Source organism: Rhodococcus opacus (assembly GCF_012396235.1).
GTDB classification, from domain to species: Bacteria; Actinomycetota; Actinomycetes; order Mycobacteriales; family Mycobacteriaceae; genus Rhodococcus_F; species Rhodococcus_F opacus.
Genome location: NZ_JAAXPA010000045.1, coordinates 1 through 22,596 on the forward strand (window position 1 = coordinate 1; position 22,596 = coordinate 22,596).

The 22,596-nt window shown below is 68.7% G+C and carries 23 protein-coding genes and 1 pseudogene; 17 read left to right on the top strand and 7 right to left on the bottom strand.

The features are described 5' to 3' along the window. Together HGB39_RS35725 and HGB39_RS35730 are read left to right on the top strand one after the other, a co-directional pair. Positions 1–269 (top strand): annotated as a pseudogene (locus HGB39_RS35725) (pyridoxal 5'-phosphate synthase lyase subunit PdxS); the annotation flags it as partial. Positions 270–428: 159 nt separating this feature from the next. Continuing rightward, positions 429–1,250 carry an acyl-CoA thioesterase gene (locus HGB39_RS35730; protein ID WP_005565689.1) on the top strand — a complete coding sequence of 274 codons (822 nt, stop codon included), beginning with the start codon at positions 429–431 and terminating at the stop codon, positions 1,248–1,250. Positions 1,251–1,256: 6 nt separating this feature from the next. Here the strand turns inward: HGB39_RS35730 and HGB39_RS35735 are convergent, their stop codons facing one another. Then, positions 1,257–1,880, bottom strand: a complete 624-nt coding sequence (locus tag HGB39_RS35735) for a nucleoside/nucleotide kinase family protein (RefSeq protein WP_005565687.1) — start codon at positions 1,878–1,880, stop codon at positions 1,257–1,259. Between the two features lie 56 nt (positions 1,881–1,936). On the opposite strand from HGB39_RS35735, the gene tesB reads away from it, so the two are divergent. Both tesB and pdxT read left to right on the top strand, forming a co-directional pair. Next, the gene (tesB, locus tag HGB39_RS35740; protein ID WP_005260880.1) at positions 1,937–2,791 is read left to right on the top strand and encodes an acyl-CoA thioesterase II; all 855 of its coding nucleotides are present in this window, start codon (positions 1,937–1,939) and stop codon (positions 2,789–2,791) included. Continuing rightward, positions 2,788–3,396: a pyridoxal 5'-phosphate synthase glutaminase subunit PdxT gene (gene pdxT / locus HGB39_RS35745; RefSeq protein WP_005240983.1), complete on the top strand. Its 609-nt coding sequence runs from the start codon at positions 2,788–2,790 to the stop codon at positions 3,394–3,396. Before tesB ends, pdxT begins: the two co-directional genes overlap by 4 nt. On the opposite strand, the gene HGB39_RS35750 is transcribed toward pdxT, so the two are convergent. Together HGB39_RS35750 and HGB39_RS35755 are read right to left on the bottom strand one after the other, a co-directional pair. Continuing rightward, a complete protein-coding gene (locus HGB39_RS35750) occupies positions 3,393–4,313 on the bottom strand; it encodes a hypothetical protein (RefSeq protein WP_168442994.1) in 921 nt (306 codons plus the stop codon). The two genes, pdxT and HGB39_RS35750, sit on opposite strands and share 4 nt — an antisense overlap. Further along, positions 4,310–4,666: a GntR family transcriptional regulator gene (locus tag HGB39_RS35755; RefSeq protein WP_005240987.1), complete on the bottom strand. Its 357-nt coding sequence runs from the start codon at positions 4,664–4,666 to the stop codon at positions 4,310–4,312. The genes HGB39_RS35750 and HGB39_RS35755 overlap by 4 nt, the downstream gene beginning before the upstream one ends. 144 nt (positions 4,667–4,810) lie before the next feature. Between HGB39_RS35755 and HGB39_RS35760 the strand changes: the two genes are divergently transcribed. The 10 genes from HGB39_RS35760 (at position 4,811) to HGB39_RS35805 (ending at position 16,263) form a co-directional block, all read left to right on the top strand. Further along, positions 4,811–5,563, top strand: coding sequence for a YebC/PmpR family DNA-binding transcriptional regulator (locus tag HGB39_RS35760; protein ID WP_005260882.1), 753 nt, complete (start codon positions 4,811–4,813; stop codon positions 5,561–5,563). A gap of 133 nt (positions 5,564–5,696) precedes the next feature. Further along, positions 5,697–6,266: a crossover junction endodeoxyribonuclease RuvC gene (gene ruvC, locus HGB39_RS35765; protein WP_005240990.1), complete on the top strand. Its 570-nt coding sequence runs from the start codon at positions 5,697–5,699 to the stop codon at positions 6,264–6,266. After that, positions 6,263–6,865, top strand: a complete 603-nt coding sequence (ruvA, locus tag HGB39_RS35770) for a Holliday junction branch migration protein RuvA (protein WP_064080629.1) — start codon at positions 6,263–6,265, stop codon at positions 6,863–6,865. The genes ruvC and ruvA overlap by 4 nt, the downstream gene beginning before the upstream one ends. Next, positions 6,862–7,959 carry a Holliday junction branch migration DNA helicase RuvB gene (gene ruvB / locus HGB39_RS35775; RefSeq protein WP_005564209.1) on the top strand — a complete coding sequence of 366 codons (1,098 nt, stop codon included), beginning with the start codon at positions 6,862–6,864 and terminating at the stop codon, positions 7,957–7,959. The genes ruvA and ruvB overlap by 4 nt, the downstream gene beginning before the upstream one ends. Before the next feature lie 136 nt (positions 7,960–8,095). After that, positions 8,096–8,473, top strand: coding sequence for a preprotein translocase subunit YajC (yajC, locus tag HGB39_RS35780; protein ID WP_005564208.1), 378 nt, complete (start codon positions 8,096–8,098; stop codon positions 8,471–8,473). A gap of 143 nt (positions 8,474–8,616) precedes the next feature. Beyond that, a complete protein-coding gene (secD, locus tag HGB39_RS35785) occupies positions 8,617–10,287 on the top strand; it encodes a protein translocase subunit SecD (RefSeq protein ID WP_043788493.1) in 1,671 nt (556 codons plus the stop codon). After that, a complete protein-coding gene (gene secF / locus HGB39_RS35790) occupies positions 10,284–11,516 on the top strand; it encodes a protein translocase subunit SecF (protein WP_005260887.1) in 1,233 nt (410 codons plus the stop codon). Before secD ends, secF begins: the two co-directional genes overlap by 4 nt. A 1-nt stretch (position 11,517) precedes the next feature. Next, positions 11,518–13,254 (top strand): ABC transporter substrate-binding protein, encoded by a 1,737-nt coding sequence (locus HGB39_RS35795; RefSeq protein ID WP_064080630.1) that lies wholly within the window; start codon positions 11,518–11,520, stop codon positions 13,252–13,254. Further along, entirely contained in the window at positions 13,251–13,784 is a 534-nt protein-coding gene (locus HGB39_RS35800) for an adenine phosphoribosyltransferase (RefSeq protein WP_052023982.1), read from the top strand. Before HGB39_RS35795 ends, HGB39_RS35800 begins: the two co-directional genes overlap by 4 nt. A gap of 103 nt (positions 13,785–13,887) precedes the next feature. Beyond that, a complete protein-coding gene (locus HGB39_RS35805) occupies positions 13,888–16,263 on the top strand; it encodes a RelA/SpoT family protein (protein WP_005241006.1) in 2,376 nt (791 codons plus the stop codon). 70 nt (positions 16,264–16,333) lie between these two features. Here the strand turns inward: HGB39_RS35805 and HGB39_RS35810 are convergent, their stop codons facing one another. Next, positions 16,334–17,128 carry a peptidylprolyl isomerase gene (locus tag HGB39_RS35810; RefSeq protein ID WP_005566973.1) on the bottom strand — a complete coding sequence of 265 codons (795 nt, stop codon included), beginning with the start codon at positions 17,126–17,128 and terminating at the stop codon, positions 16,334–16,336. 21 nt (positions 17,129–17,149) lie between these two features. Next, a complete protein-coding gene (locus tag HGB39_RS35815) occupies positions 17,150–18,028 on the bottom strand; it encodes a peptidylprolyl isomerase (protein ID WP_005260891.1) in 879 nt (292 codons plus the stop codon). A gap of 181 nt (positions 18,029–18,209) precedes the next feature. On the opposite strand from HGB39_RS35815, the gene HGB39_RS35820 reads away from it, so the two are divergent. Genes HGB39_RS35820 through HGB39_RS35830 form a run of 3 tightly spaced genes read left to right on the top strand, consistent with a single transcriptional unit; the run spans position 18,210 to position 20,799 of the window. Then, positions 18,210–18,890, top strand: coding sequence for an MBL fold metallo-hydrolase (locus HGB39_RS35820; RefSeq protein WP_005566972.1), 681 nt, complete (start codon positions 18,210–18,212; stop codon positions 18,888–18,890). 15 nt (positions 18,891–18,905) lie between these two features. Continuing rightward, positions 18,906–20,177: a histidine--tRNA ligase gene (hisS, locus tag HGB39_RS35825; protein ID WP_005260893.1), complete on the top strand. Its 1,272-nt coding sequence runs from the start codon at positions 18,906–18,908 to the stop codon at positions 20,175–20,177. Further along, positions 20,140–20,799, top strand: a complete 660-nt coding sequence (locus tag HGB39_RS35830; RefSeq protein ID WP_007298695.1) for a hypothetical protein — start codon at positions 20,140–20,142, stop codon at positions 20,797–20,799. Before hisS ends, HGB39_RS35830 begins: the two co-directional genes overlap by 38 nt. A gap of 4 nt (positions 20,800–20,803) precedes the next feature. Here the strand turns inward: HGB39_RS35830 and HGB39_RS35835 are convergent, their stop codons facing one another. Together HGB39_RS35835 and HGB39_RS39315 are read right to left on the bottom strand one after the other, a co-directional pair. After that, positions 20,804–22,162: a hypothetical protein gene (locus tag HGB39_RS35835; protein WP_247607594.1), complete on the bottom strand. Its 1,359-nt coding sequence runs from the start codon at positions 22,160–22,162 to the stop codon at positions 20,804–20,806. Next, complete coding sequence (locus tag HGB39_RS39315; RefSeq protein ID WP_247607592.1) at positions 22,050–22,544, bottom strand: type VII secretion target; 495 nt, start codon at positions 22,542–22,544, stop codon at positions 22,050–22,052. The genes HGB39_RS35835 and HGB39_RS39315 overlap by 113 nt, the downstream gene beginning before the upstream one ends. Between the last annotated feature and the right edge of the window lie 52 nt (positions 22,545–22,596).

Here is a 22,596-nt window from a genome sequence, read left to right on the forward strand (position 1 = left end):
CGGTGACGATGTTCACTGCCGGTGGCATCGCCACCCCGGCGGATGCGGCGATGATGATGCAGCTCGGTGCGGAGGGTGTGTTCGTCGGGTCGGGCATCTTCAAGTCCGGTAATCCGGCGGAGCGGGCGGCGGCGATCGTGAAGGCGACCACGTTCTTCGACGACCCGGACGTGCTGGCGAAGGTCTCCCGCGGGCTGGGTGAGGCGATGGTCGGGATCAACGTCGACGACATCCCGGTCCCGCACCGGCTCGCCGAACGCGGCTGGTGATCCCCACGATCGATCTGTGATCGATCGCGGCGCTCCCGGCGCCGCACTGCTTCCGTTCGCACCGCACGAGGCCCTCACACGGGCCTCGTGCGGTGCGGTGCGCCGGTGCCCGGGACCCGTGTGAGAGTGTCAGCGGACGAGCATCGGAAGGGGCCGTGGATGGCGACGATCGAAGAGATCCTGGAAGTGGAACCCCTCGAGGAGAACCTCTTCCGAGGCATAGCGACCGAAACCATGCTTCCCCGGACGTTCGGCGGGCAGGTGGCCGGTCAGGCGCTGGTGGCGGCGGTCCGCACCGTCGACCCCCGCTTCATGGTGCATTCGCTGCACGGATACTTCCTCCGCCCCGGAAACCCCACGATGCCGATCGTGTACCTCGTGGACCGCATCCGGGACGGTCGGTCGTTCGTCACCCGGCGGGTCAGCGCCGTCCAGGACGGTCAGGCGATCTTCACGATGTCGGCGTCGTTCCAGGTCGAGGACGAGGGCATCGAGCACCAGGACGAGATGCCCGTGGTGCCGCCGCCCGATACCCTGCCGTTCGCCAGTGACTCCGACGACCCGGAAATCGCCTGGCTCGCCCAGGAGTGGTCCGACTGGGACATCCGGATGGTCGGCCACGGGGAGGTCGACCGCCGGCGCGGTGCGGCCGCTCAGCAGCAGGCGTGGTTCCGGTCCCGCAAGACGCTGCCCGACGACCCCGTCTTCCACGTCTGCGCACTGGCCTACATGAGCGACATGACGCTGATCGGTTCCGCCATGACCCCGCACCCCGGTGTCGAGGTCAACGGTGCCTCACTCGATCACGCGCTGTGGTTCCTGCGACCGTTCCGGGCCGACGAGTGGCTGCTGTACGACCAGACGTCACCGTCCGCCGGTTTCGGTCGGGCGCTCGCGCAGGGCCGGATCTTCGACCGGAAGGGCAACCTGGTCGCTGCCGTCGTGCAGGAAGGGCTGACCCGGTTCCTGCGCACGACGTGAGCGGACTCAGCTGCCCGCCCGGACCGCGGGCCTCGGCGGATGGTCGTACCGCACCAGCAGGTCGGGTTCGACCGTGACGTCGGCCGCACGGCGCAGCAGGGCGGGCACGGTCCATCGTTGATCGGCCGGGGTGCGGCGCATCAGGGCTCCCTCGCCCAGATGGAGTTGCACCGTGACGTCGAAGTCGAGGTCCCGGCCGAGCAGCATCGGGCCGGCGACGAGAAGCACCTGACCGTCGGCCGCGGGAACGCGGGCGCAGCGGGCGGAGCGATCCTCGTCCTCGTCCCACAGGCGCGGCAACCACCGGCGGTCGGTGCGGACCGACCGCACCACCTCGCGGTTCAGGGCGTCGTAGTCGAACCAGAGGGTGCGGTAGCTGAGTTCGTCGTCGCGTCCCTGCTCGAACCGCAGGGAGGCGGGACGGACGTAGTCGTGGAGGGACACGACGTCACAGGGGCGGCCCTGCTCCCGCAGCGACGCGCACACCGCGTCCGCGAGGGGCAGGGGCTGCGCGCCGTCGGGCGCGTCGATCGCGACGACGGCGGTGCCGTGAACGGCGAGGCAGCGTTCGGTGACGAGGGCGACGAGACCGTCCGGGCTCGTCGGTGTGAACATCGTCATGGCACCCATCGTGCCTCGAGCCCGAACCGGGCGGATAACCTTGACCAGGCACAGAAGGAGGGCTCATGGCGAGCATCGAGGACGTTCTCGAACTCGAAGCGCTGGAGAAGGACATCTTCCGCGGCGCGGTTCATCCGTCTGTTCTGAAGAGGACGTTCGGTGGGCAGGTCGCGGGTCAGTCGCTGGTGTCCGCGGTCCGTACCGTCGACGAGGCGTTCAAGGTCCACTCCCTGCACGGGTACTTTCTGCGCCCCGGAAATCCCGCGAAACCCACCGTGTACCTGGTCGACCGGATCCGGGACGGCAGATCCTTCTGTACGCGGCGCGTCACCGGAATTCAGGACGGCAAGGCGATCTTCACCATGTCGGCGTCGTTCCACAGCGAGGACGAGGGCATCGAGCATCAGGACACGATGCCGTCCGTCCCCGCCCCCGAAGAGCTCGTCGACGCACAGACCCTCGAGGAGTTCGCCGCCACCGATCTCTACCGGGAGTGGAAGGAATGGGACGTCCGCATCGTTCCGGCCGACTCCACCGGGAAGACGCCCGGAATCGCCGCGCAGCAACGGGTGTGGATGCGGTACCGCAGCAAGCTGCCGGACGATCAGGTCTTCCACATCTGCACCCTCGCCTACCTCAGTGACATGACGCTCCTCGGCGCGTCGAAGGTCCCGCACCCGGGAGTGGTCACGCAGACGGCGTCGCTCGATCACGCCATGTGGTTCCTGCGCCCGTTTCGCGCCGACGAGTGGCTGCTCTACGACCAGACCTCACCCTCCGCCGGCTTCGGCCGCGCCCTCACCCAGGGCCGCATGTTCGACCGGAACGGCACCATGGTCGCCGCCGTAGTCCAGGAGGGGTTGACCCGCATCCAGCGCGATCAGGACAAGCGCGACATCGAGACAGGAAACATGGCATGACCCGTCCCCTCGTCGGAGTACTCGCCCTGCAGGGCGACGTCCGTGAACACCTTGCTGCACTGAACGATTCGGGTGCCGACGCCGTCGGCATCCGGCGCCCGGAGGAGCTCGAGAAGATCGACGGGCTCGTCATTCCGGGCGGCGAGTCGACGACGATGAGCAAACTGCTGCAGATCTTCGAACTGCTCGAACCGCTGAAGGCGCGCCTGCACGACGGGTTGCCTGCCTACGGGTCCTGCGCCGGGATGATCCTCCTCGCGAGCGAGATCCTCGACACGAGGCCCGACGCGCAGCACCTCGGTGCGATCGACATGACGGTGCGCCGCAACGCCTTCGGTCGTCAGGTCGACTCCTTCGAGTCCGACCTCGAATTCGAGGGCATCGTCGGCGACCCGATGCGGGCCGTGTTCATCCGGGCACCGTGGGTGGAGCGCGTCGGCGACGACGTGCAGGTCCTCGCCCGCGTGCCCGAGTCGGGCGGCGCGGCCGCCGGACGGATCGTGGCCGTCCGGCAGGGTTCCGTGGTGGCCACGTCGTTCCACCCGGAAGTGACGGGCGACCGGCGGGTGCACGAGTTGTTCGTCGACATCGTCCGCGGGGTCTAACTCGCCGGGCGGGGCGCGACGAGTGTGTTGAGGAGCGCCGCACCCTGCGCGGCGCCGTCCACGGTTACCGCGAACGGGCGGCCGCCGGTGCGGGTCACCACGATGCCCTCGCCGGCGCGGATCACGACCGCGGTCCCGCGCGGCGTGAAGCGGTAGCCCCAGCCGCCCCATTCCGCGGGGCGGATCTCGGTGACCCGGGCCTCGTCGATCGAGTCGAGCGGGATCTTCCGCCAGCGCACGTTCCACGACGAGAGGGTCAGTCCCGTGCGGTCGATCTGCACGGTCACCGAGGCGAAGCCGCCGCCGGCGATCGTCAGGACGAGGAACAGGACGGCGAGCCAGAGCGCTCCCACCAGCGCGGAGACGACGGCGGCCACGGCCATGGCGAGAGCGAGCACGCCCGCCCACCGTCCGCGGGCATATCCGGTCCAGGCTGCCCGCTCGCCGGGCGTCAGGGGGACGGGCAGCGTCGGCGCTGCACCGTTCTCTGCGGAGTGCGACGTCCGGGGGAGCAGGGCGAACGTGGCGATCGCCCACACGATTCCCAAGAGGGGAACGATGATCCACCAGCCCAGCGTCGCCGCTTCGGGCGAGCCCGCCTCGATCGTGGCGGCGACGCTGACGATCCAGGCCGTGGCCACCGTCCACCCGATGAGAACGGTGGCGGGAAGCCAGAGCGCGGCGTCGGTGCGGGCCCGCGCCGCCACGGCGCCGGCGATCGCGGTGGCGGCCGCGCAGACGGCGGCAGCGATCCAGAAGTAGGTGGTCGTGTCGCTGAATCGGTCCGGTTCGGTGCCGGACCAGTGGCTGGCCACCACCGGCGGCAGTTCGCCGCTCCAGGCGAGTCTCGCGATCACGAGCGCGAGGAGGGGCATCGCCGAGGTTGCGGCGAGGAGGCGCGTTCGGGAGGTCGTCATTGTCTGGTGGTCTCCTTGATCACGTCGAGCATCTGTTCGGTGTCGAGTCCGAGGCGTCGTGCCTCGGACACGAAAGTGCGTGCGGCTTCGGTCAATCCGGTGTGTACCGGGTCCGTGTCGGCGCGGACGACCGCGCCCCGGCCCCGGCGGAGGTCGATCAGGCCCTCGTCGCGCAGCGCGGCGTACGCGCGCAGCACGGTGTGGAGGTTGACGTCGATGGACTCGGCCAGCGCCCGGGCGGAGGGGAGCCGATCGCCCGCGCCGATCTCGCCGCGCAGGAACGCGCCGCGCACATTGGCGGCGATCTGTTCACCCAGTGGGGTGGTGGAGCTGTGGTCGACCCGCATCAACATGTTTGCATTCTATGCAAACAATGCCGACTTATGCGAGTTGTTACCCCGGGAACGCGCAGGGGCGGCCGGGCTGCGGGTAACATCGTCAAAGCTGAAACCGCGCATTCGGCGTGCCAAAGGCAGCAGGAAAGGGGCTTGAATCGCATGAGCGGCCACTCCAAATGGGCCACCACCAAGCACAAGAAGGCTGTGATCGATGCCAAGCGTGGCAAAGCCTTCGCGAAGCTGATCAAGAACATCGAGGTGGCGGCCCGTACCGGCGGTGGCGATCCTGCGGGAAACCCCACCCTGTACGACGCCATCCAGAAGGCCAAGAAGACGTCGGTCCCCAACGACAACATCGAGCGCGCCCGCAAGCGCGGCGCCGGTGAAGAAGCGGGCGGCGCCGACTGGCAGACCATCATGTACGAGGGCTACGGACCCAACGGTGTCGCCGTCCTCATCGAGTGCCTGACCGACAACCGCAACCGTGCGGCCGGCGAGGTGCGTACCGCGATGACCCGCAACGGCGGCAACATGGCCGACCCCGGTTCCGTGTCCTACCTGTTCACGCGCAAGGGCGTCGTCACTCTGGAGAAGGGTGACCAGACCGAGGACGACGTGCTGATGGCGGTCCTCGATGCGGGTGCCGAAGAGGTCACCGACCTCGGCGACACGTTCGAGATCGTGAGCGAGCCCACCGACCTCGTCGCCGTCCGGAGCGCACTGCAGGAGGCGGGAATCGATTACGACTCCGCCGAGGCAGACTTCCGCGCGTCCGTCGAGGTCCCGGTCGACGCGGACGGAGCCCGCAAGGTGTTCAAGCTCGTCGACGCGCTCGAGGAGTCCGACGACGTCCAGAACGTCTACACCAACGTCGACCTGTCCGACGAGGTGCTCGCGGAACTCGACGACTGATCGCACGGCGCGGGGCGGGGCGGGGGAGCGGTGCTCGCTCGCCGCGCCCCGTCCTGCGTGTTGATGCGCCGACTCGTCCGACCCCACGGCTAAGCTATCGAACAGCTGTTCGGCGTGGGAGAGGTGGCTTTGCGTGCGTGTGCTGGGTGTGGATCCCGGTCTGACCCGGTGCGGATTCGGAGTGGTGGACGGCGGGAGCGGCCGCACCGTCACCCCGATCGCCGTCGACGTGGTCCGGACCCCGGCCGACCTCGAGTTGGCGTCCAGGCTGCTGCGCATCTCCGAAGCGGCCGAATCGTGGATCGATCTGCACCGGCCTGAGGTCGTGGCGATCGAGCGGGTGTTCTCCCAGCACAACGTGCGCACCGCGATGGGCACCGCGCAGGCGGGTGGCGTCGTCGCCCTCGCCGCCGCGCGCCGCGGCATCCCCGTGTGTTTCCATACCCCCAGTGAGGTCAAGGCCGCCGTCACCGGGAGCGGCTCGGCAGACAAAGCTCAGGTGACGGCGATGGTGACGCGCATCCTCAAACTGGCGGCCGCACCCAAACCGGCCGACGCGGCGGACGCGCTGGCACTGGCGATCTGCCATTGCTGGCGGGCTCCGATGATCGAACGCATGGCCCGCGCCGAAGCCGCCGCCGCCGAACAGAAACGTCGCTACCAGGCCCGACTGGCCGAAGTGAAGAAGGCAGGTACACGATGATCGCGTCCGTCCGCGGCGAGGTGCTCGAGATCGCCCTCGACCATGCGGTGATCGAATCCGCCGGAGTGGGATACCGCGTGAACGCGACGCCGGCCACCCTCGGCGGACTGCAGCGGGGAACCGAGGCCCGGCTGGTCACGGCGATGATCGTCCGCGAGGACTCGATGACGCTGTACGGGTTCCCCGACTCGGAGTCCAAGGAGTTGTTCGGGCTGCTCCAGACCGTGTCCGGAGTCGGCCCGCGCCTGGCGATGGCGACCCTCGCCGTCCTCGAACCCGACGCGTTGCGGGCAGCGCTGGCCGAGGGCAACGTCACGGCGCTCACGCGGGTGCCGGGCATCGGCAAGCGCGGGGCGGAGCGGATGGTCGTCGAACTGCGCGACAAGGTCGACGCCGTCGCGTCCACGGCCGGGGCGGTGCCGCTCGGTGCGGGCGGCGGCGGATCGGTCCGCGACCAGATCGTCGAAGCCCTCGTCGGGCTCGGATTCCCCGCCAAGCAGGCCGAACAGTCCACCGACGCCGTCCTCGCCGAGGCGCCCGAGTCGACCACGTCGTCCGCGCTGCGCTCCGCCCTCTCCCTGCTCGGGAAGACCAGATGAATCCCGAACCCGGCGGCGACTACGACGAGGAGTCACCGGTCTCGGCCGATCTCGTCGCCGGCGACGGCGACATCGAGGCCAGCCTGCGGCCGAAGAACCTCCACGACTTCATCGGGCAACCGCGGGTCCGGGAGCAGTTGCAACTCGTCCTGACCGGCGCCAAGATGCGCGGCGGCACCCCCGACCACATCCTCCTCTCGGGTCCGCCCGGGCTGGGGAAGACCAGCATGGCGATGATCATCGCCGCCGAACTGGGATCCTCGCTGAGGCTGACGTCGGGTCCGGCGCTGGAACGGGCGGGCGATCTGGCCGCCATGCTGAGCAATCTCGTCGAGGGCGACGTGCTGTTCATCGACGAGATCCACCGCATCGCCCGGCCTGCCGAAGAGATGCTCTACCTCGCGATGGAGGACTTCCGGGTCGACGTCGTGGTCGGCAAGGGGCCCGGTGCCACGTCCATTCCCCTCGAGGTCGCGCCGTTCACCCTGGTCGGGGCCACCACGCGCTCCGGGGCACTCACCGGACCGCTGCGCGACCGGTTCGGCTTCACCGCACACATGGACTTCTACGAACCCGCGGAACTGAAGCAGATCCTCATGCGATCGGCGGGCATTCTCGGAGTGCAACTCGGCGAGGAGGCCGGCGCCGAGATCGCGAGCCGGTCCCGGGGCACGCCCCGCATCGCCAACCGCCTCCTCCGCCGCGTTCGCGACTACGCCGAGGTCCGGGCGGACGGCGTCGTCACCCGGGAGATCGCCCATGCTGCCCTCGCCGTCTACGACGTCGACCAACTGGGACTCGACCGTCTCGACCGGTCCGTTCTCAGTGCCCTCGTGCGCAGCTTCGGCGGCGGCCCGGTCGGGGTGTCCACCCTGGCCGTCGCGGTCGGTGAGGAGCCCGCCACCGTCGAGGAGGTGTGTGAGCCCTTCCTCGTCCGCGCCGGAATGATCGCCCGGACACCCCGCGGCCGTGTCGCCACGGCCGCCGCGTGGACGCAACTGGGCCTGACCCCGCCGCCCGACGCTGTGACCGGCGGAATCGAGGTCCGCGTCAACGAGCCGCAGGCCTCCCTGTTCGATCCGGAAGACCCCTGATCGACCCCCGGAGAAACGCCCGCCTCGTGCCGAGCGAACCGGTGTCCGGGCCGGTGATGGCACACTGGTGTATTGCATCGGTCCAACCGGGACCAGTGCTTCGGACCGTGCGACATACCTCGAGGTTGACTTACAGATGGATTTTCTCTTCCCGCTCCTGATTCTGGCGCTGCTCGTCCCCATGTTCCTGGGGATCCGCCGACAGAAGAAGGAGGCGGCCAAGGTGAGCGCTCTGCAGGACTCGCTCTCGGTCGGCGACCGCATCCTCACGACTGCCGGTCTGCACGGCACCGTCGTCGCAATTGGCGACGAGACGATCGACCTCGAGATCGCTCCCGGCGTGGTCACCACGTGGTCGCGTCTCGTCGTCCGCGAGCAGATCGTCGACGCCCCGCTGCAGGGTGACGGTTCCATCGACCACGAGTCGATCGACGCCGAGGCCCCCGCCACCGACATCGTGCGCGAGGATCGTGAGAACGGCGGCGACAGCACGCCGCGGCTGAACAAGGATTGATCGACGCTTCCGCGGCGTAATTCCGCAGCCGTCGCGTCGCAGGCGCCCCGGGCGCGGCAACCGGGGCACAGCCCTGCGTTGCCGGTTCGGTGCGCTGTGAACGTTCCCACCCGAACTGCACGTACTGAGGAGACATAGAGATCGTGGCACCTTCCACAGGATCGGTGCATCCCGTCCGCTACCTCACCGTTTTCGCGGTGCTCGTGGCGGTTCTGTATGCCCTGGTGTTCTTCACCGGCGACAAGTCCGCGACACCCAAGCTGGGCATCGACCTGCAAGGTGGGACCCGAGTCACCCTCACCGCACGCACCCCGGACGGCAGCAAGCCGACACCGGACAGCCTGCGGCAGGCCCAGGAGATCATCGAGACCCGTGTGAACGGACTCGGCGTGTCCGGCTCCGAGGTGGTCATCGACGGCGACAACCTCGTCATCACCGTCCCCGGCGACGACAGCGCACAGGCGCGTTCGCTCGGCCAGACGGCGCGGCTGTACGTCCGTCCCGTCCAGACGTCGCAGGCCGCGGCTCCTGCCGGCACGCAGGCACCCGCCGCCGGTGAGACGCCGGCCCCGACTCCCGCCGGAACCGAGACTCCTGCGCCCCAGAACCGGCCGTTCCCGGCTCAGGATCCGTCGACCTCTCCCGAGCCGGCTCCGACCGCGGAACCGGCGCCCGCCGACGCGTCCGGTACCGAGACCGCCGAGGCGGCCGACGAGATCGCGGCAGCGCGGGCCACGCGTCAGAGCACCGACCCGGCCGTACAGCAGCAGGCCATGGCGACACTCGACTGCAGCGTGCCCGACCCGCTGCGTGGCAACGATGACCCGGCCCTGCCGCTCGTCGCGTGCTCCACCGACGGTCAGGCCGTGTACCTGCTCGAACCGGCGATCATCGACGGACAGGAGATCGCCGACGCGACGTCCGGCTACAACTCCCAGCAGTCGCGGCACGAGGTGAGCCTGACGTTCAAGTCCGAGGGCAGCAACACCTGGGCCACGTTCACGTCGCAGAACATCGGCAAGCAGGCCGCGTTCACGCTCGACTCCAAGGTGGTGAGCGCACCGGTCGTCCAGGGCGCGACACCCGCAGGCAGCTCGACGTCGATCACCGGCTCGTTCACCGCGGAAAGCGCGAAAGAACTCGCGAACACCCTGAAGTACGGCTCGCTGCCGCTGTCGTTCGCGGCGTCGGAGGCGGAGACCGTGTCGGCGACGCTGGGTCTCGCCTCGCTGGAGGCCGGTCTCATCGCCGGTCTGGTGGGTCTGGTCCTGGTGCTGCTCTACTGCCTGCTCTACTACCGCATGCTCGGGGTGCTGACGGCGCTGTCGCTGGTGCTGTCCGGTGTGATGGTCTACGCGATCATGGTGCTGCTCGGCCGGTACATCAATTTCACCCTCGACCTCGCGGGCATCGCCGGTTTGATCATCGGTATCGGTATGACCGCGGACTCGTTCGTGGTGTTCTTCGAGAGAATCAAGGACGAGATGCGGGAGGGACGCAGCTTCCGGTCCGCGGTTCCGCGCGGCTGGGCCCGTGCACGCCGGACCATCCTGTCCGGTAACGCGGTCAGCTTCATCGCCGCCGCGGTGCTGTACGTCCTCGCAATCGGCCAGGTGCGCGGCTTCGCGTTCACCCTCGGCCTGACCACCGTCCTCGATGTCGTCGTGGTGTTCCTGGTGACGTGGCCGCTGGTCCACCTGGCCTCGAAGTCGCCGTTCTGGTCGAAGCCCGGTGTCAACGGGCTGGGTGCCGTGCAGCAGATCGCCAAGGAACGCAAGGCTGCCGCAGCGTCGGCGAAGGAGTCACGAGTATGAGCGAATCGACCACGTCCCAGTCTGCGTCGCAGACGGACCCCGAGTCTTCGCTGTCCGATTCGGGCGTCAACCAGTCGTCGATGCCCCAGCACAGCCTGCTGTCGCGGCTCTACACCGGAACCGGCGCCTTCGAGGTGGTCGGGCGGCGGCGCTTCTACTACATCCTGACCGGCACGATCGTGTTGATCTCGTTGCTGAGCATCCTCGTCCGCGGGTTCACCCTGGGTATCGATTTCGAGGGTGGATCGCGGATCCAGTTCCCCGCCGGCGGCGGGGTGGAGACCGCGCAGGTGGAGGAGGTCTACTCCGAGGCGCTGGGCATGGATCCCGTCTCGGTGCAGACGGTGGGCTCGGGTTCGAGCGCGACCGTGCAGATCCGCTCCGAGGCACTCGACGCGGCGCAGGTGGTGACGCTTCAGGACGCGTTGTACGACGAGTTCCAGCCGAAGGACAGTGACGGCAACGTCAGCAAGAACGTGATCAGCATCGCCGACGTCAGCGAGACGTGGGGCGGGCAGATCACCCAGAAGGCGCTGATCGCGCTGCTTGTGTTCCTGGTGATCGTGAGCGTGTACATCGCAGTCCGGTTCGAGCGTGACATGGCGATCGCCGCGATCGTCGCGCTGTTCTTCGACATCGCCGTGACCGCCGGTGTGTATTCGCTCGTCGGCTTCGAGGTGACCCCGGCGACCGTCATCGGTCTGCTGACCATTCTCGGTTTCTCGCTCTACGACTCGGTGGTGGTGTTCGACAAGGTCGAGGAGAACACGCGCGGGATTCTGCATCTGACCCGTCGCACCTACGCCGAGCAGGCGAACCTGGCGATCAACCAGACGCTGATGCGGTCCATCAACACCACGCTGATCAGCGTGTTGCCGGTGCTCGCGCTGATGGTGGTCGCGGTCTGGATGCTCGGTGTCGGAACGCTGAAGGACCTGGCGCTGGTGCAGCTCGTCGGCATCATCGTCGGCGCCTATTCGTCGATCTTCTTCGCGACCCCCCTGCTGGTCACGCTGAAGGAGCGGTGGGGTCCGGTGGCCGCGCACACGCGCAAGGTCCTCGCTCGCCGAGCGACCCTGGCACAGGGGGGTGCCCAGAAGGCCGGTACCCCGGCGGCCGAAGTCGCAGCATCCGCGGCGGTCGCCGCCGTCCCGCGCCGCCGGTCGGCGGCGACCGCACCCACTCCGGGCTCACGTCCCACCGGGAAGCGCAACAAGAAGAGGCACTGACATGCCCGCATCGCACAGCACCCGGCGCGGTGCGCACACCCGACGCGGCCGGATTACGGCCGTGTCGGGTGCCGGCCTCCTCGCGACCGTGGTCCTCGGCGGATCGCTCGTCGGATGTTCCGAGGAGGGTGAGCAGATCCCGTCTATCGGGTACGCCATCGACAACACCGTCACCACCTACAACGCCAACAGCGTCGCGGGTGCGGTGTCGGGGGCGCGTCAGGCGTTCGCGCGGGTTCTGCCCGGGTTCAACTACACGGGGCCGGAAGGCGGACCGGTGGCCGACACGGACATCGGCACCGCCAACGCGATGCCCGGGGACGCCCTGACGATCCAGTACAAGCTCAATCCGAACTCCGTCTACTCCGACGGCGTACCGATGTCCTGCGACGATCTGGTGCTGACGTGGGCGGCGAACAGTGGCCGTTTCCCGATGTTCGATGCGGCGAGCACCGCCGGCTACTCGGACATCGACCGGGTCGACTGCCAGACGGGCGCGAAGGATGCCGTCGTCACGTTCAAGGCGGGACGCACTGTCACCGACTGGAAGTCGCTGTTCGACGCGACGTCGATGATGCCGGCGCACGTGGTCGCCAGTGCTGCCGGCGTGCCCGACATCGTGGCCGCCGTGCAGAATTCGGACGCGGACGCATTGACGCGCGTCGCGGACTTCTGGAACGACGGATGGACGATGGCGCCCGGCGACCTCGACCTCGCCAAGTTCCCCGCGTCCGGCCCCTACAAGGTCGAATCGTTCTCCGAGGATGAGGGCCTCGTGCTGGTGGCCAACGACCGCTGGTGGGGGAACCGTCCGGCCACGTCCCGGATCGTGGTGTGGCCCAAGTCTTCCGACGTGAGTGCGCGGATCGGTGACGGTTCGGTCGAGGTGGTCGACGTCGCCGCCGGATCGGCACCGGACCTGGATCTCGGCGGGTTCGACGTGACGGAGGTGCCGTCGCGCAGCGTCGAGCAGTTCGTCCTGTCCACCTCGGGCCTGTTCGAGAACGCGGCCGGACGGCGGGCGTTCGCGGCGTGCCTGCCCCGGGAGGAGCTGGCGTCGAAGTTCGGGATCGCCACGGAGCCGGACGAGGCAGGCGCGGCGTCCGGGGGCCCGGTCGACACCCGGGTCACCGCCCCCGACAGTCTTGTTCACGAGTCGGTGGCCGGTGCCGTCGGCGGGCGGTACGAGACGGCGGACACCGCAGCGGCGGCGGATGCACTGGCCGACACCGGCAACACGTCGGCGACCGTCCGCGTCGGATACCTGGGTCCGAACCCGCGTCGCGCCGAGATCGTGGCGGCGGTGGCAGCGGCGTGTGCCCCGGCCGGTATCACCGTGCAGGACGTCGCGTCGCCCGAGTTCACGCCGTCGATGCTGCGCGAGGGGCAGGTGGACGTGGTCCTCGCTGGCACGGCCGCCGCTCCCGGCGCCGCGGGCACGGCGGCGGCCACGACCGCGATGTACGCCCTCCGCAGCGGTATCCGATCGAACTTCGGGGACTACAGCAACGGCCGCGTCGATCAGATCGTCGATCAACTCGCGGTCGACAGCTCCACCGCCACCCAGCTGTCGTTGTCGACGGAGGCGGAGAACATCCTGTGGTCGGACGTGCCCACGGTGCCGCTGTTCGACCAGCCGCGGACCGTCGCGTTCGCAACAGGTTTGCAGGCGGGAGCAATCAATCCGACGCGTTCGGGCGCCGGCTGGAACATGGACAGGTGGGTTCTGCGCAGGTGATCGACCATTCTTCGGCGCGTGACGCCGTAAACCGGCTCACCCGGTGGGCCGACGACTTTCCGCAACCCGGGGTGCGGTTCGCCGATCTGACGCCGGTCTTCTCCGACGCGGACGGTTTCCGCGTCGTCGTCGACGCGCTCGCCGCCTGCGCCCCGGAGGCGGACGTGATTGCCGCCGTCGACGCGCGGGGGTTCCTCCTCGGCGGCGGCGTCGCCCGGGAACTGGGCTCCGGTGTGGTGGCCGTGCGGAAGTCGGGCAAACTGCCGCCGCCCGTGCTGTCGCAGTCGTACACCCTCGAATACGGAACGGCCACGCTGGAGATTCCGAGCGGATCGATCGGTCTGGACGGGCGCTCGGTGCTCGTCGTCGACGACGTCCTGGCCACCGGCGGAACCCTCGACGCCACGGCACGACTGGTGGAATCCGCAGGTGCCCGGGTGATCGGTGTCGCCGTGGTCCTGGAGATCGCCGCGCTGGGTGGCCGGGAGCGGCTCGGAAAGTACCCGCTCACGTCCCTCGTCACGATCTGAGTACTAAAGTTGTGCCTGGTGGTCGTCACGGCCACCGGGGCGCATGCCCGAGACCAACCAGGGCCGCACGGCCCGAGCCATTTCAGTGGTAGGAGGTGACGGCATGACTTCGAATCTTGATCGGTCGCAGAACACGGGATCAACCTCGTCTGCGCAATCCGATGCCGAGTCACCTGCAGCGAACCCGGCTTCCGGTAACAACCGTGGAGCACAGGGATTCGCCGTTCCGGCGTCCGCATCGCGCCGGGTACGAGCGCGACTCGCCCGGCGCATCACGGGTCAGCGGAACACGACCATCCGGCCGGTTCTCGAACCGCTCGTCAGCCTGCATCGCGAGCTCTATCCGAAGGCGGACCTGGCGCTCCTGCAACGCGCCTACGACGTCGCGGAGGAGCGGCACGCCAGCCAGCGCCGCAAGTCGGGCGACCCGTACATCACGCATCCGCTCGCCGTCGCCAGCATCCTCGCCGAACTGGGGATGGACACGACCACGCTGGTCGCGGCCCTGCTCCACGACACCGTCGAAGACACCGGCTACTCCCTCGAGCAGTTGACCGACGAGTTCGGCGAAGAGGTCGCCCACCTCGTCGACGGCGTCACCAAACTCGACAAGGTGGTACTCGGCAACGCCGCCGAGGGCGAGACCATCCGCAAGATGATCATCGCGATGGCCCGCGACCCCCGCGTGCTGGTGATCAAGGTGGCCGACCGGCTCCACAACATGCGGACCATGCGGTTCCTGCCGCCCGAGAAGCAGGCCCGCAAGGCCCGCGAAACGCTCGAGGTGATCGCGCCCCTGGCCCACCGGCTGGGCATGGCGACCGTGAAGTGGGAACTCGAGGACCTGTCCTTCGCGATCCTGCATCCCAAGAAGTACGACGAGATCGTGCGGCTCGTCGCAGACCGTGCGCCGTCCCGCGACACCTACCTCGCGAAGGTTCGCGCGGAGATCAACGCGACGTTGACGGCGTCGCGCATCAACGCCGTCGTCGAGGGCAGGCCCAAGCACTACTGGTCGATCTACCAGAAGATGATCGTCAAGGGCCGCGACTTCGACGACATCCACGACCTTGTCGGCGTGCGAATCCTGTGCGACGAGGTCCGCGACTGCTATGCGGCCGTCGGCGTCGTCCATTCGCTGTGGCAGCCGATGGCGGGCCGGTTCAAGGACTACATCGCGCAGCCGCGGTACGGCGTCTACCAGTCGCTGCACACCACCGTGGTCGGGCCGGAGGGCAAACCCCTCGAGGTGCAGATCCGCACCCACGACATGCACCGGACCGCCGAGTTCGGTATCGCCGCGCACTGGCGGTACAAGGAGACCAAGGGCAGGCACTCCGGTGACGTCGCCGAGGTCGACGACATGGCGTGGATGCGTCAGCTCCTCGACTGGCAGCGTGAGGCCGCCGACCCGGGTGAGTTCCTCGAGTCGCTCCGCTACGACCTGGCGGTCAAGGAGATCTTCGTCTTCACCCCCAAGGGCGACGTGGTGACGCTGCCCGCCGGGTCGACACCCGTCGACTTCGCGTACGCAGTGCACACGGAGGTCGGGCACCGGTGTATCGGCGCCCGGGTCAACGGCAGGCTGGTGGCGCTCGAACGCAAGCTCGAGAACGGCGAGGTCGTGGAGGTCTTCACGTCGAAGGCCGTCAACGCAGGCCCGAGCCGCGACTGGCAGACGTTCGTCGTCTCCCCGCGCGCCAAGACGAAGATCCGGCAATGGTTCGCCAAGGAACGTCGTGAAGAGGCGCTCGAGGCGGGCAAGGACGCCATCGCGAAGGAGGTGCGGCGGGTCGGGCTGCCGCTGCAGCGCCTGATGAACGCCGAATCGATGGCGTCCATCGCGCACGAACTGCACTACACCGACGTGTCGATGCTGTACACGGCCGTCGGTGAGAGCCACGTGTCGGCGCAGCACGTCGTCCAGCGTCTGGTGGCTCACCTGGGCGGTGTCGGCGACGTCGAGGAGGAGCTGGCCGAGCGGTCGACTCCGTCCACGATGCCGATGCGCCCTCGGAGCACCGGCGACGCGGGCGTGCTCGTTCCCGGCGCGGAGGGCACGGTCGCCAAGCTGGCCAAGTGCTGCACACCGGTTCCCGGCGACGAGATCATGGGTTTCGTGACCCGGGGCGGCGCGGTCAGTGTTCACCGCACCGACTGCACCAACGCGGGCTCTCTGCAGGAGCAGTCCGAGCGCATCATCGAGGTCAAGTGGGCGCCGTCGCCGTCGTCGGTGTTCCTGGTGGCCATCCAGATCGAGGCGCTCGATCGGCACCGGCTGCTGTCGGACGTGACGAAGGCGCTCGCGGACGAGAAGGTCAACATCCTGTCGGCGTCCGTGACGACGTCCGGCGACCGGGTGGCGATCAGCAAGTTCACGTTCGAGATGGGCGACCCGAAGCACCTCGGGCACGTGCTGAACGTGGTCCGCAACGTCGAGGGCGTGTACGACGTGTACCGGGTGACGTCCGCCGCGTAGCAATGACGAACGGGACGGTCGTTCGATCTGATCGAACGACCGTCCCGTTCGTGTAGCCGGGGGGAGAGGGTCAGCCGACCTTCACGGTCTCGATCTGGACCGGGGTGTTGGGCTTGCCGCCGCCTGCGGACATGGATCCGTCGTCGCCGTCCGCCGCGATCTTTTCGACGGTCGCGAGGCCCTCCTCGGAGATCGTCCCGAACACGGTGTAGTTGGGCGGGAGCACCGAGTCGGCGTAGACGAGGAAGAACTGGCTGCCGTTGCTGCCGGGTGTCCCGCTGTTCGCCATCGCGACGGTGCCGCGCGGGTAGACCACCGGATTCGCGAGTGCCGGATCGTTCGGCGCGAACGCCGTCTCCGGGTACTCGGTGGTGAATCCGTAGCCCGGTCCGCCGGTGCCCTTCCCGCTGGGATCGCCGCACTGCAGGACCTGCAGGCCGAGCTCCGTGGTCAGCCGGTGGCAGGGTGTGTCGTCGAAGTAGCCCTGCTGGGCCAGACTCGTGAAGCTGTTGACCGTGCACGGGGCTTCGGCGCGGTCGAGGACCAGGCCGATCGGTCCGGCGCTGGTCTGGAGGTCGACCGGGACGGTGCCTTCGGTGGAGACCCCGGAAGTGGGCGGCGGGGTGACGTCCTTGGCGGCGGGCTGCCCGGCCGGATACGTGCAGTCCACGGTGGCCGCGGCCGGCGCCGGGACCGGCGGCAGCGTGCCGAACTTGGACAGATCGAGCGACTGTTCCGCCGCGCTCGTGGGGGCCGCCTTCGACGAGGTGCCGGTCGACGTGCCGCCGGAGTCCGACGAATCCGAACAGCCGGCGAGGAGGACCGCGAGGCTCACGCCTGCGACGAGGATCGAGGTGCGTTTCATCGGTCCATCCTCACACGAGACTCAGTCCATCCGGACGGACGTGATGTCGATAGGCAGGTTCGGCTTGCCGCCGCCGGCCTGCATCGATCCGTCGTCACCGGCCGCCGCCACCTTCTCGATGGTCGCGAGACCGGTCTCGTCGACCTTCCCGAACGCGGTGTACTGCGGGGGCAGCTGCGAGTCGGCGTAGACGAGGAAGAACTGGCTGCCGTTGCTGTCGGGCTGACCGCTGTTGGCCATCGCGATGGTGCCGCGCGGGTACGTCACCGGCACCTGCAGGGACGGATCCGATGCCTCGTACTGGTCGGTGGGGAATTCGTTGGCGAAGCCGTAACCGGGACCGCCGGTGCCTGCGCCCGTGGGATCACCGCACTGCAGGACCTTCAGTCCCTCGGACGTGACGAGCCGGTGGCACGGGGTGTTGTCGAAGTAGTTCTGGCTCGCCAGGCTCAGAAAGTTGTTGACGGTGCACGGGGAGTCGGCGTTGTCCAGGATCAGGCCGATGTTGCCCTGCGTCGTCTGCATGCTGACGCTGACTTCCTGGAGGGTGGTGTCGATGTCGTCGGTGCGCGGCGGGTTCACCTGCTTCGCCGGCGGCTGAGTGCCGGGGGTGTACGTGCAGGACACCTTCTCGGGCAGCGGTTCGGACCGGCCCGCCGGCATCACACCGGGCGACTGCGGCGACGCCGACACCGACTCGGCCGCCGACGCTTCCGTCGCGTCGTCGTCGCTGCTGGTGAGGGCGAAGACGACGGCGCCCGCCGCCACCACGAGCACGACACCGAGCACCGAACCGGCGATGGTCAGCTGCTTACGCTTGCGTGCTCTGTCGGCGCGGCGTTCGAGCTGACGCTCGAGCTTTCGTTTGGCTGCTTCCCGGCGCTGCTCGTTGCTCGGCACTGCGGTGGTCCTCCCGTATCGGTCTGTCTGGCAGTCGGTCGATCGATATAGCAGTTGGTCGGTGCGAACTACCCCCGGCACACGACCTCCAGAGTCTGCCATCCGAACCTGAGAACATCCTGCCGGGGCGGCGGCTTAGGCTGTAGCGACTGCAATGTCCACTCGAACAGGAGCCTCACAGGTGCTCGTCACAGGATTCCCGGCCGGGATGTTTCAGACCAACTGCTACATCCTCGCGCAGGACGATGCCCAGGAATGCGTCGTCGTCGACCCAGGACAGGACGCCGCCGAACCGTTGTTCGAGTTCCTGGACCAGTCGAATCTCACGCCGACCGCGGTGCTCCTGACCCACGGTCACCTCGACCACGTCTGGAACGCCTACGACGTCTGCGAGAAGTTCGGTATCCCCGCGTACATCCATCCCGAGGACCGGTACATGCTGTCGGACCCCGGCCGCGGCATCGGACCGACGATGAAGCCGTTCATCGAGGGCATGACGTTCGTCGAGCCCGGCGAGGTGATCGCGCTTGCCGACGGCGACGTGATCGAGCAGGCCGGGATGTCGTTCGCTGTGGACCACACCCCGGGGCACACGCAGGGGTCCGTGGTCTTCCGGACCCGCGTGGCCACCGAGAACGGCCCCGTCGAGATCGCCCTCACCGGTGACACGCTGTTCCAGGGGTCGATCGGCCGCAGCGACCTGCCCGGCGGCAACCACGAACAGTTGTTGCAGTCCATCGCCGACAAGCTTCTGATCCTCGCCGACGACACCGCGGTCCTGCCCGGGCACGGCGGGTCGAGCACCGTCGGCGCCGAACGTGGGTCGAACCCCTTTCTCGTTGGACTCTCGGGATCGAAATAAGGAAAAGTAACGACAGTGAGCAAAGCCAGCACCTTCTCCGCCCCCAAGGGCGTCCCCGATTACGTCCCGCCGCAGTCGTCCGAGTTCGTCGCGGTCCGTGACGGACTCACGCGCGCTGCGCGACTGGCCGGATACGGCCACATCGAACTTCCCATCTTCGAGGACACCGGGTTGTTCGCCCGCGGCGTCGGCGAGTCCACCGACGTCGTCAGCAAGGAGATGTACACGTTCGCCGACCGCGGTGATCGTTCGGTGACCCTGCGGCCGGAGGGCACGGCGGGCGTCATGCGGGCCGTGATCGAACACGGCCTGGACCGCGGCCAGTTGCCGGTGAAACTGAGCTACGCCGGACCGTTCTTCCGTTACGAGCGCCCGCAGGCCGGTCGTTACCGCCAGTTGCAGCAGGTCGGGGTGGAGGCCATCGGTGTCGACGACCCCGCCCTCGACGCCGAGGTCATCGCCATCGCCGACGCCGGTTTCCGCGGCCTCGGCCTCGACGGGTTCCGGTTGGAGATCACCTCCCTCGGTGACGACACGTGCCGGCCGCAGTACCGGGAACGGTTGCAGGAGTTCCTGTTCGCGCTTCCCCTCGACGAGGAGACGCGTCGGCGGGCGGAGATCAACCCGCTGCGCGTGCTCGACGACAAGCGCAAGGAGGTGCGCGAGATGACGGCGGACGCACCGCTCATGCTCGATCACCTCTCGGACACGGCGAAGGCGCACTTCGACGAGGTGCTCGCACACCTCGACGCGCTGGGTGTGCCGTACGTGGTGAACCCGCGAATGGTCCGCGGCCTCGACTACTACACGAAGACGACGTTCGAATTCGTCCACGACGGTCTCGGCGCGCAGTCGGGTATCGGTGGCGGCGGACGGTACGACGGTCTGATGGCTCAGCTCGGCGGTCAGCCGCTGTCCGGCATCGGTTTCGGGCTCGGTGTCGACCGGACCGTCCTGGCGCTCGCTGCCGAGGGCAAGACCGCAGGCTCGACCGCCCGCTGTGAGGTCTTCGGCGTCCCGCTGGGCGAGGAAGCGAAGGCGAAGCTGGTGGTGATCGCTCAGCAGTTGCGCGCCCAGGGGATTCGAGTCGATCTCGCGTACGGCAACCGCGGGGTGAAGGGCGCGATGAAGGCCGCCGACCGATCCGGCGCCGCGCTGGCACTCGTGCTCGGCGACCGCGACATCGCCGACGGGACGGTGGGAATCAAGAATCTCGCCACCGGAGATCAGGAATCGGTCTCCTCGGCGGATGTCGTCGCACGCGTCGGAGCCATCCTTGGCGCGTGACGACACCGCGCCGGTGTCACTCGACCTCGTTCCGATCGAGTTGATCGCGCCGCGACTCAAGCGGGTCGCGGCGATCGCCGTGCTGATCGGTGTGGTGGTCGGCGTCATCGTCGGGTTCTTCGGGCCCGTGTGGGTCGGTGTGACGGTCGGGGCCGTGATCGCGGTCCCGACCGCCGCCTCCGCGCTCCTCACGTTGCGGCGTCGAGTCACACTGCAGACCGGGCGAATCCGGTCGACCGGGGGACTGCGTAGCCGGCACGTCGACGTCACGAGGGCGGTCGCGGCGGAACTGGTGGTCCGTTCGGCTCGGGTCAGCGAGGTGAGCGTGCGGATCACGGACCCCGACGGGAGCCTCGCGATACCGCTCGCCCTCTACACGACCGACGGCGGCCGTGAACTCGAGATCCTCGGGCTCCGCAGGCTGGCCGACGCCCTGACGACGAGCGAACTGGTGCCGGCCGCCGCGATCGCGTCGGTGCTCATCGAGCAGCTCCGTGCGGAGGCGCGCGGCGCGGGCCTTCCCGAACGCCCCCTGTTCCGGGCCGTGGAACTGGTGCGTTCGGAAGGCCGCGTGCCCACCACCACGCTCACCGATCACGAGGTGGCAGCGCTCCTCGACTGAGCGATCAGCTCTGGTCGCCGAACGGAGTATCGTCCAGGTCTTCGCCGCCGATCACGGCGGGCGCGACCATGGGGAGGTCGCCGACGAACGCGTTGTTCTCGCCGGCGTTGACGAGGTAGCTCGGTGTGGACCGCCCGCTCAGCTGGTCGTCGCCGCCGCGCCCGGCGCCCGCCATCCCCGCCCCGCCCATCCCGCCCATGGCTCCGCCGGGTGCGAGAGGGGACGAGGCGGCGGCCGGAGCGGCGCCGGGTGCGGGAGCGGTCCCCGGTGTCGCCGGGGGCACAACCGGCCCGGTGATCGTTCCGCGGGGTACGGAACCGCTGCCCGCGGAGACGCTTCCGCCCGCGCCGCCGCCGTACATGCCGATGCCCGCGCCGCCGGCGATGCCCACAGCACCCGGAACTCCGCCCGCTGCCCCGTGTGCGGGGATGACCGCGGATTTCGCCGACCGGGCGTCGGCAGGCAGGTCCGACGAGGAGACGCTCGCCGCCTGGGTGCTCGCCGACACCAGGTCGCCGACACTGTCGGTGACGGTGGAGATCATCGGTTTGCCCACACCCTCGATCACGGTGGAGGCGATGGCGAATGGTGACGTCGGTGCGGCTGCCGCCACGGCTCCGGGCGCCGGGGGCGGCGGTACCGGAACCGGGGCGGCCAGACCGTTCATCGTGAGGGTCTGTTCGTTGAGTTCGGTGCGCGTCTGCGTCACGACCCCGATAGCAGCCTTGAGGTGCTCGGCCGCGGACGCGAGCAGCATCGCCTGCCCGGGCGGCGTCATCACCATCGGCGCGGCGGCGACCGCGGTGGCCGCGAACGACTCCGAAATCGTCATGAGGTTCGCGTTGCCCCGCGCCACGGACGCGGCGGCGGTCTGCGTCGTCGTGGAGATCTCCGTGCCGCGTTCGCTCAGTTCCGTGCCGCTGGACTGAGCCTGCAGGCCCTGTGACTGCGCCGCCTGTGCTGCCTGGCTCTGCCAGATCTGGTCGAGCACCTTCAGTCCCGACATGCTCATCGACATCGCCTGGTCGATCATGCCCGAAGACATGTCGAGGAGGGAGGTCGGATCGAACGAGCCGAACGTGCCGGTGCCGAAACTCCCGGCGAGATCGGTGAGCGGCTTGAACAACTCGTCCACGCCCGGCAGTCCGGGCAGCCCGTGACCCTGCAGCAGCGCCTCCACGGGGTTCGGCGGCAACGGAGGCAGTGGAGGCAGTGCCGGTAGCGGCGGAAGGGCCGGCAGCGGCGGCAGGTCACCGAGGGGCGTATCGAGGAACGGACCGAGCGGTGAGTTCTGCAGGGCCTCGAGTGGAGTGCTCGGCAGTGGCGTGGCGAGGGCGTCGCCGACGGGCGTTCCCTGGATCAGGTCGAGGATCGACCCGTGCTCCCCAGGATTTCCGGTGGATTCGGGGGACGTCATGCGAGACCTCCGATCCCGTCGCCGACGCGCCGCCGAGCGCAGCGCCGTTGGCGCCGTCGACGGAGTCGTAGGAATCGGCGGTGGCATGGGCCGCGACCGCGGTCTGCGCGTAGTGAGACGCGAGTTCGGCGACCGACTTGGCGTGATTCGCCTGTGCGGCGGCGAAGGATGCGAGAAAGTCGGCGCCGATCGGGCCGAACACGGGCGCGAGTGCCGCGAGATTCGCGCCGAGGTCGAGTGTGGCGGCCCCGCTGATCTGTTCGGCGGCCTGTGCAGCGGTGGCGCCGTAGTTCCTGATGCCGTCCGTGACGACAAAGACATCGCTCAAGATAACCCCCCAGTGATAAGCGTTCGCCAGACTTTATCTCACGGGACCGACG

Coding starts and splice junctions, on each gene's coding strand:
- secF (WP_005260887.1), top strand. CDS start 10,284: ATGAGCGAATCGACCACGTCCCAGTCTGCGTCGCAGACGGACCCCGAG.
- HGB39_RS35735 (WP_005565687.1), bottom strand. CDS start 1,880: ATGGGTGCCATGACGATGTTCACACCGACGAGCCCGGACGGTCTCGTC.
- HGB39_RS35810 (WP_005566973.1), bottom strand. CDS start 17,128: ATGAAACGCACCTCGATCCTCGTCGCAGGCGTGAGCCTCGCGGTCCTC.
- HGB39_RS35795 (WP_064080630.1), top strand. CDS start 11,518: ATGCCCGCATCGCACAGCACCCGGCGCGGTGCGCACACCCGACGCGGC.
- yajC (WP_005564208.1), top strand. CDS start 8,096: ATGGATTTTCTCTTCCCGCTCCTGATTCTGGCGCTGCTCGTCCCCATG.
- HGB39_RS35805 (WP_005241006.1), top strand. CDS start 13,888: ATGACTTCGAATCTTGATCGGTCGCAGAACACGGGATCAACCTCGTCT.
- HGB39_RS35760 (WP_005260882.1), top strand. CDS start 4,811: ATGAGCGGCCACTCCAAATGGGCCACCACCAAGCACAAGAAGGCTGTG.
- ruvB (WP_005564209.1), top strand. CDS start 6,862: ATGAATCCCGAACCCGGCGGCGACTACGACGAGGAGTCACCGGTCTCG.
- HGB39_RS35750 (WP_168442994.1), bottom strand. CDS start 4,313: ATGACGACCTCCCGAACGCGCCTCCTCGCCGCAACCTCGGCGATGCCC.
- HGB39_RS35730 (WP_005565689.1), top strand. CDS start 429: ATGGCGACGATCGAAGAGATCCTGGAAGTGGAACCCCTCGAGGAGAAC.
- tesB (WP_005260880.1), top strand. CDS start 1,937: ATGGCGAGCATCGAGGACGTTCTCGAACTCGAAGCGCTGGAGAAGGAC.
- ruvA (WP_064080629.1), top strand. CDS start 6,263: ATGATCGCGTCCGTCCGCGGCGAGGTGCTCGAGATCGCCCTCGACCAT.
- pdxT (WP_005240983.1), top strand. CDS start 2,788: ATGACCCGTCCCCTCGTCGGAGTACTCGCCCTGCAGGGCGACGTCCGT.
- HGB39_RS35830 (WP_007298695.1), top strand. CDS start 20,140: ATGTCGTCGCACGCGTCGGAGCCATCCTTGGCGCGTGACGACACCGCG.
- HGB39_RS35755 (WP_005240987.1), bottom strand. CDS start 4,666: ATGTTGATGCGGGTCGACCACAGCTCCACCACCCCACTGGGTGAACAG.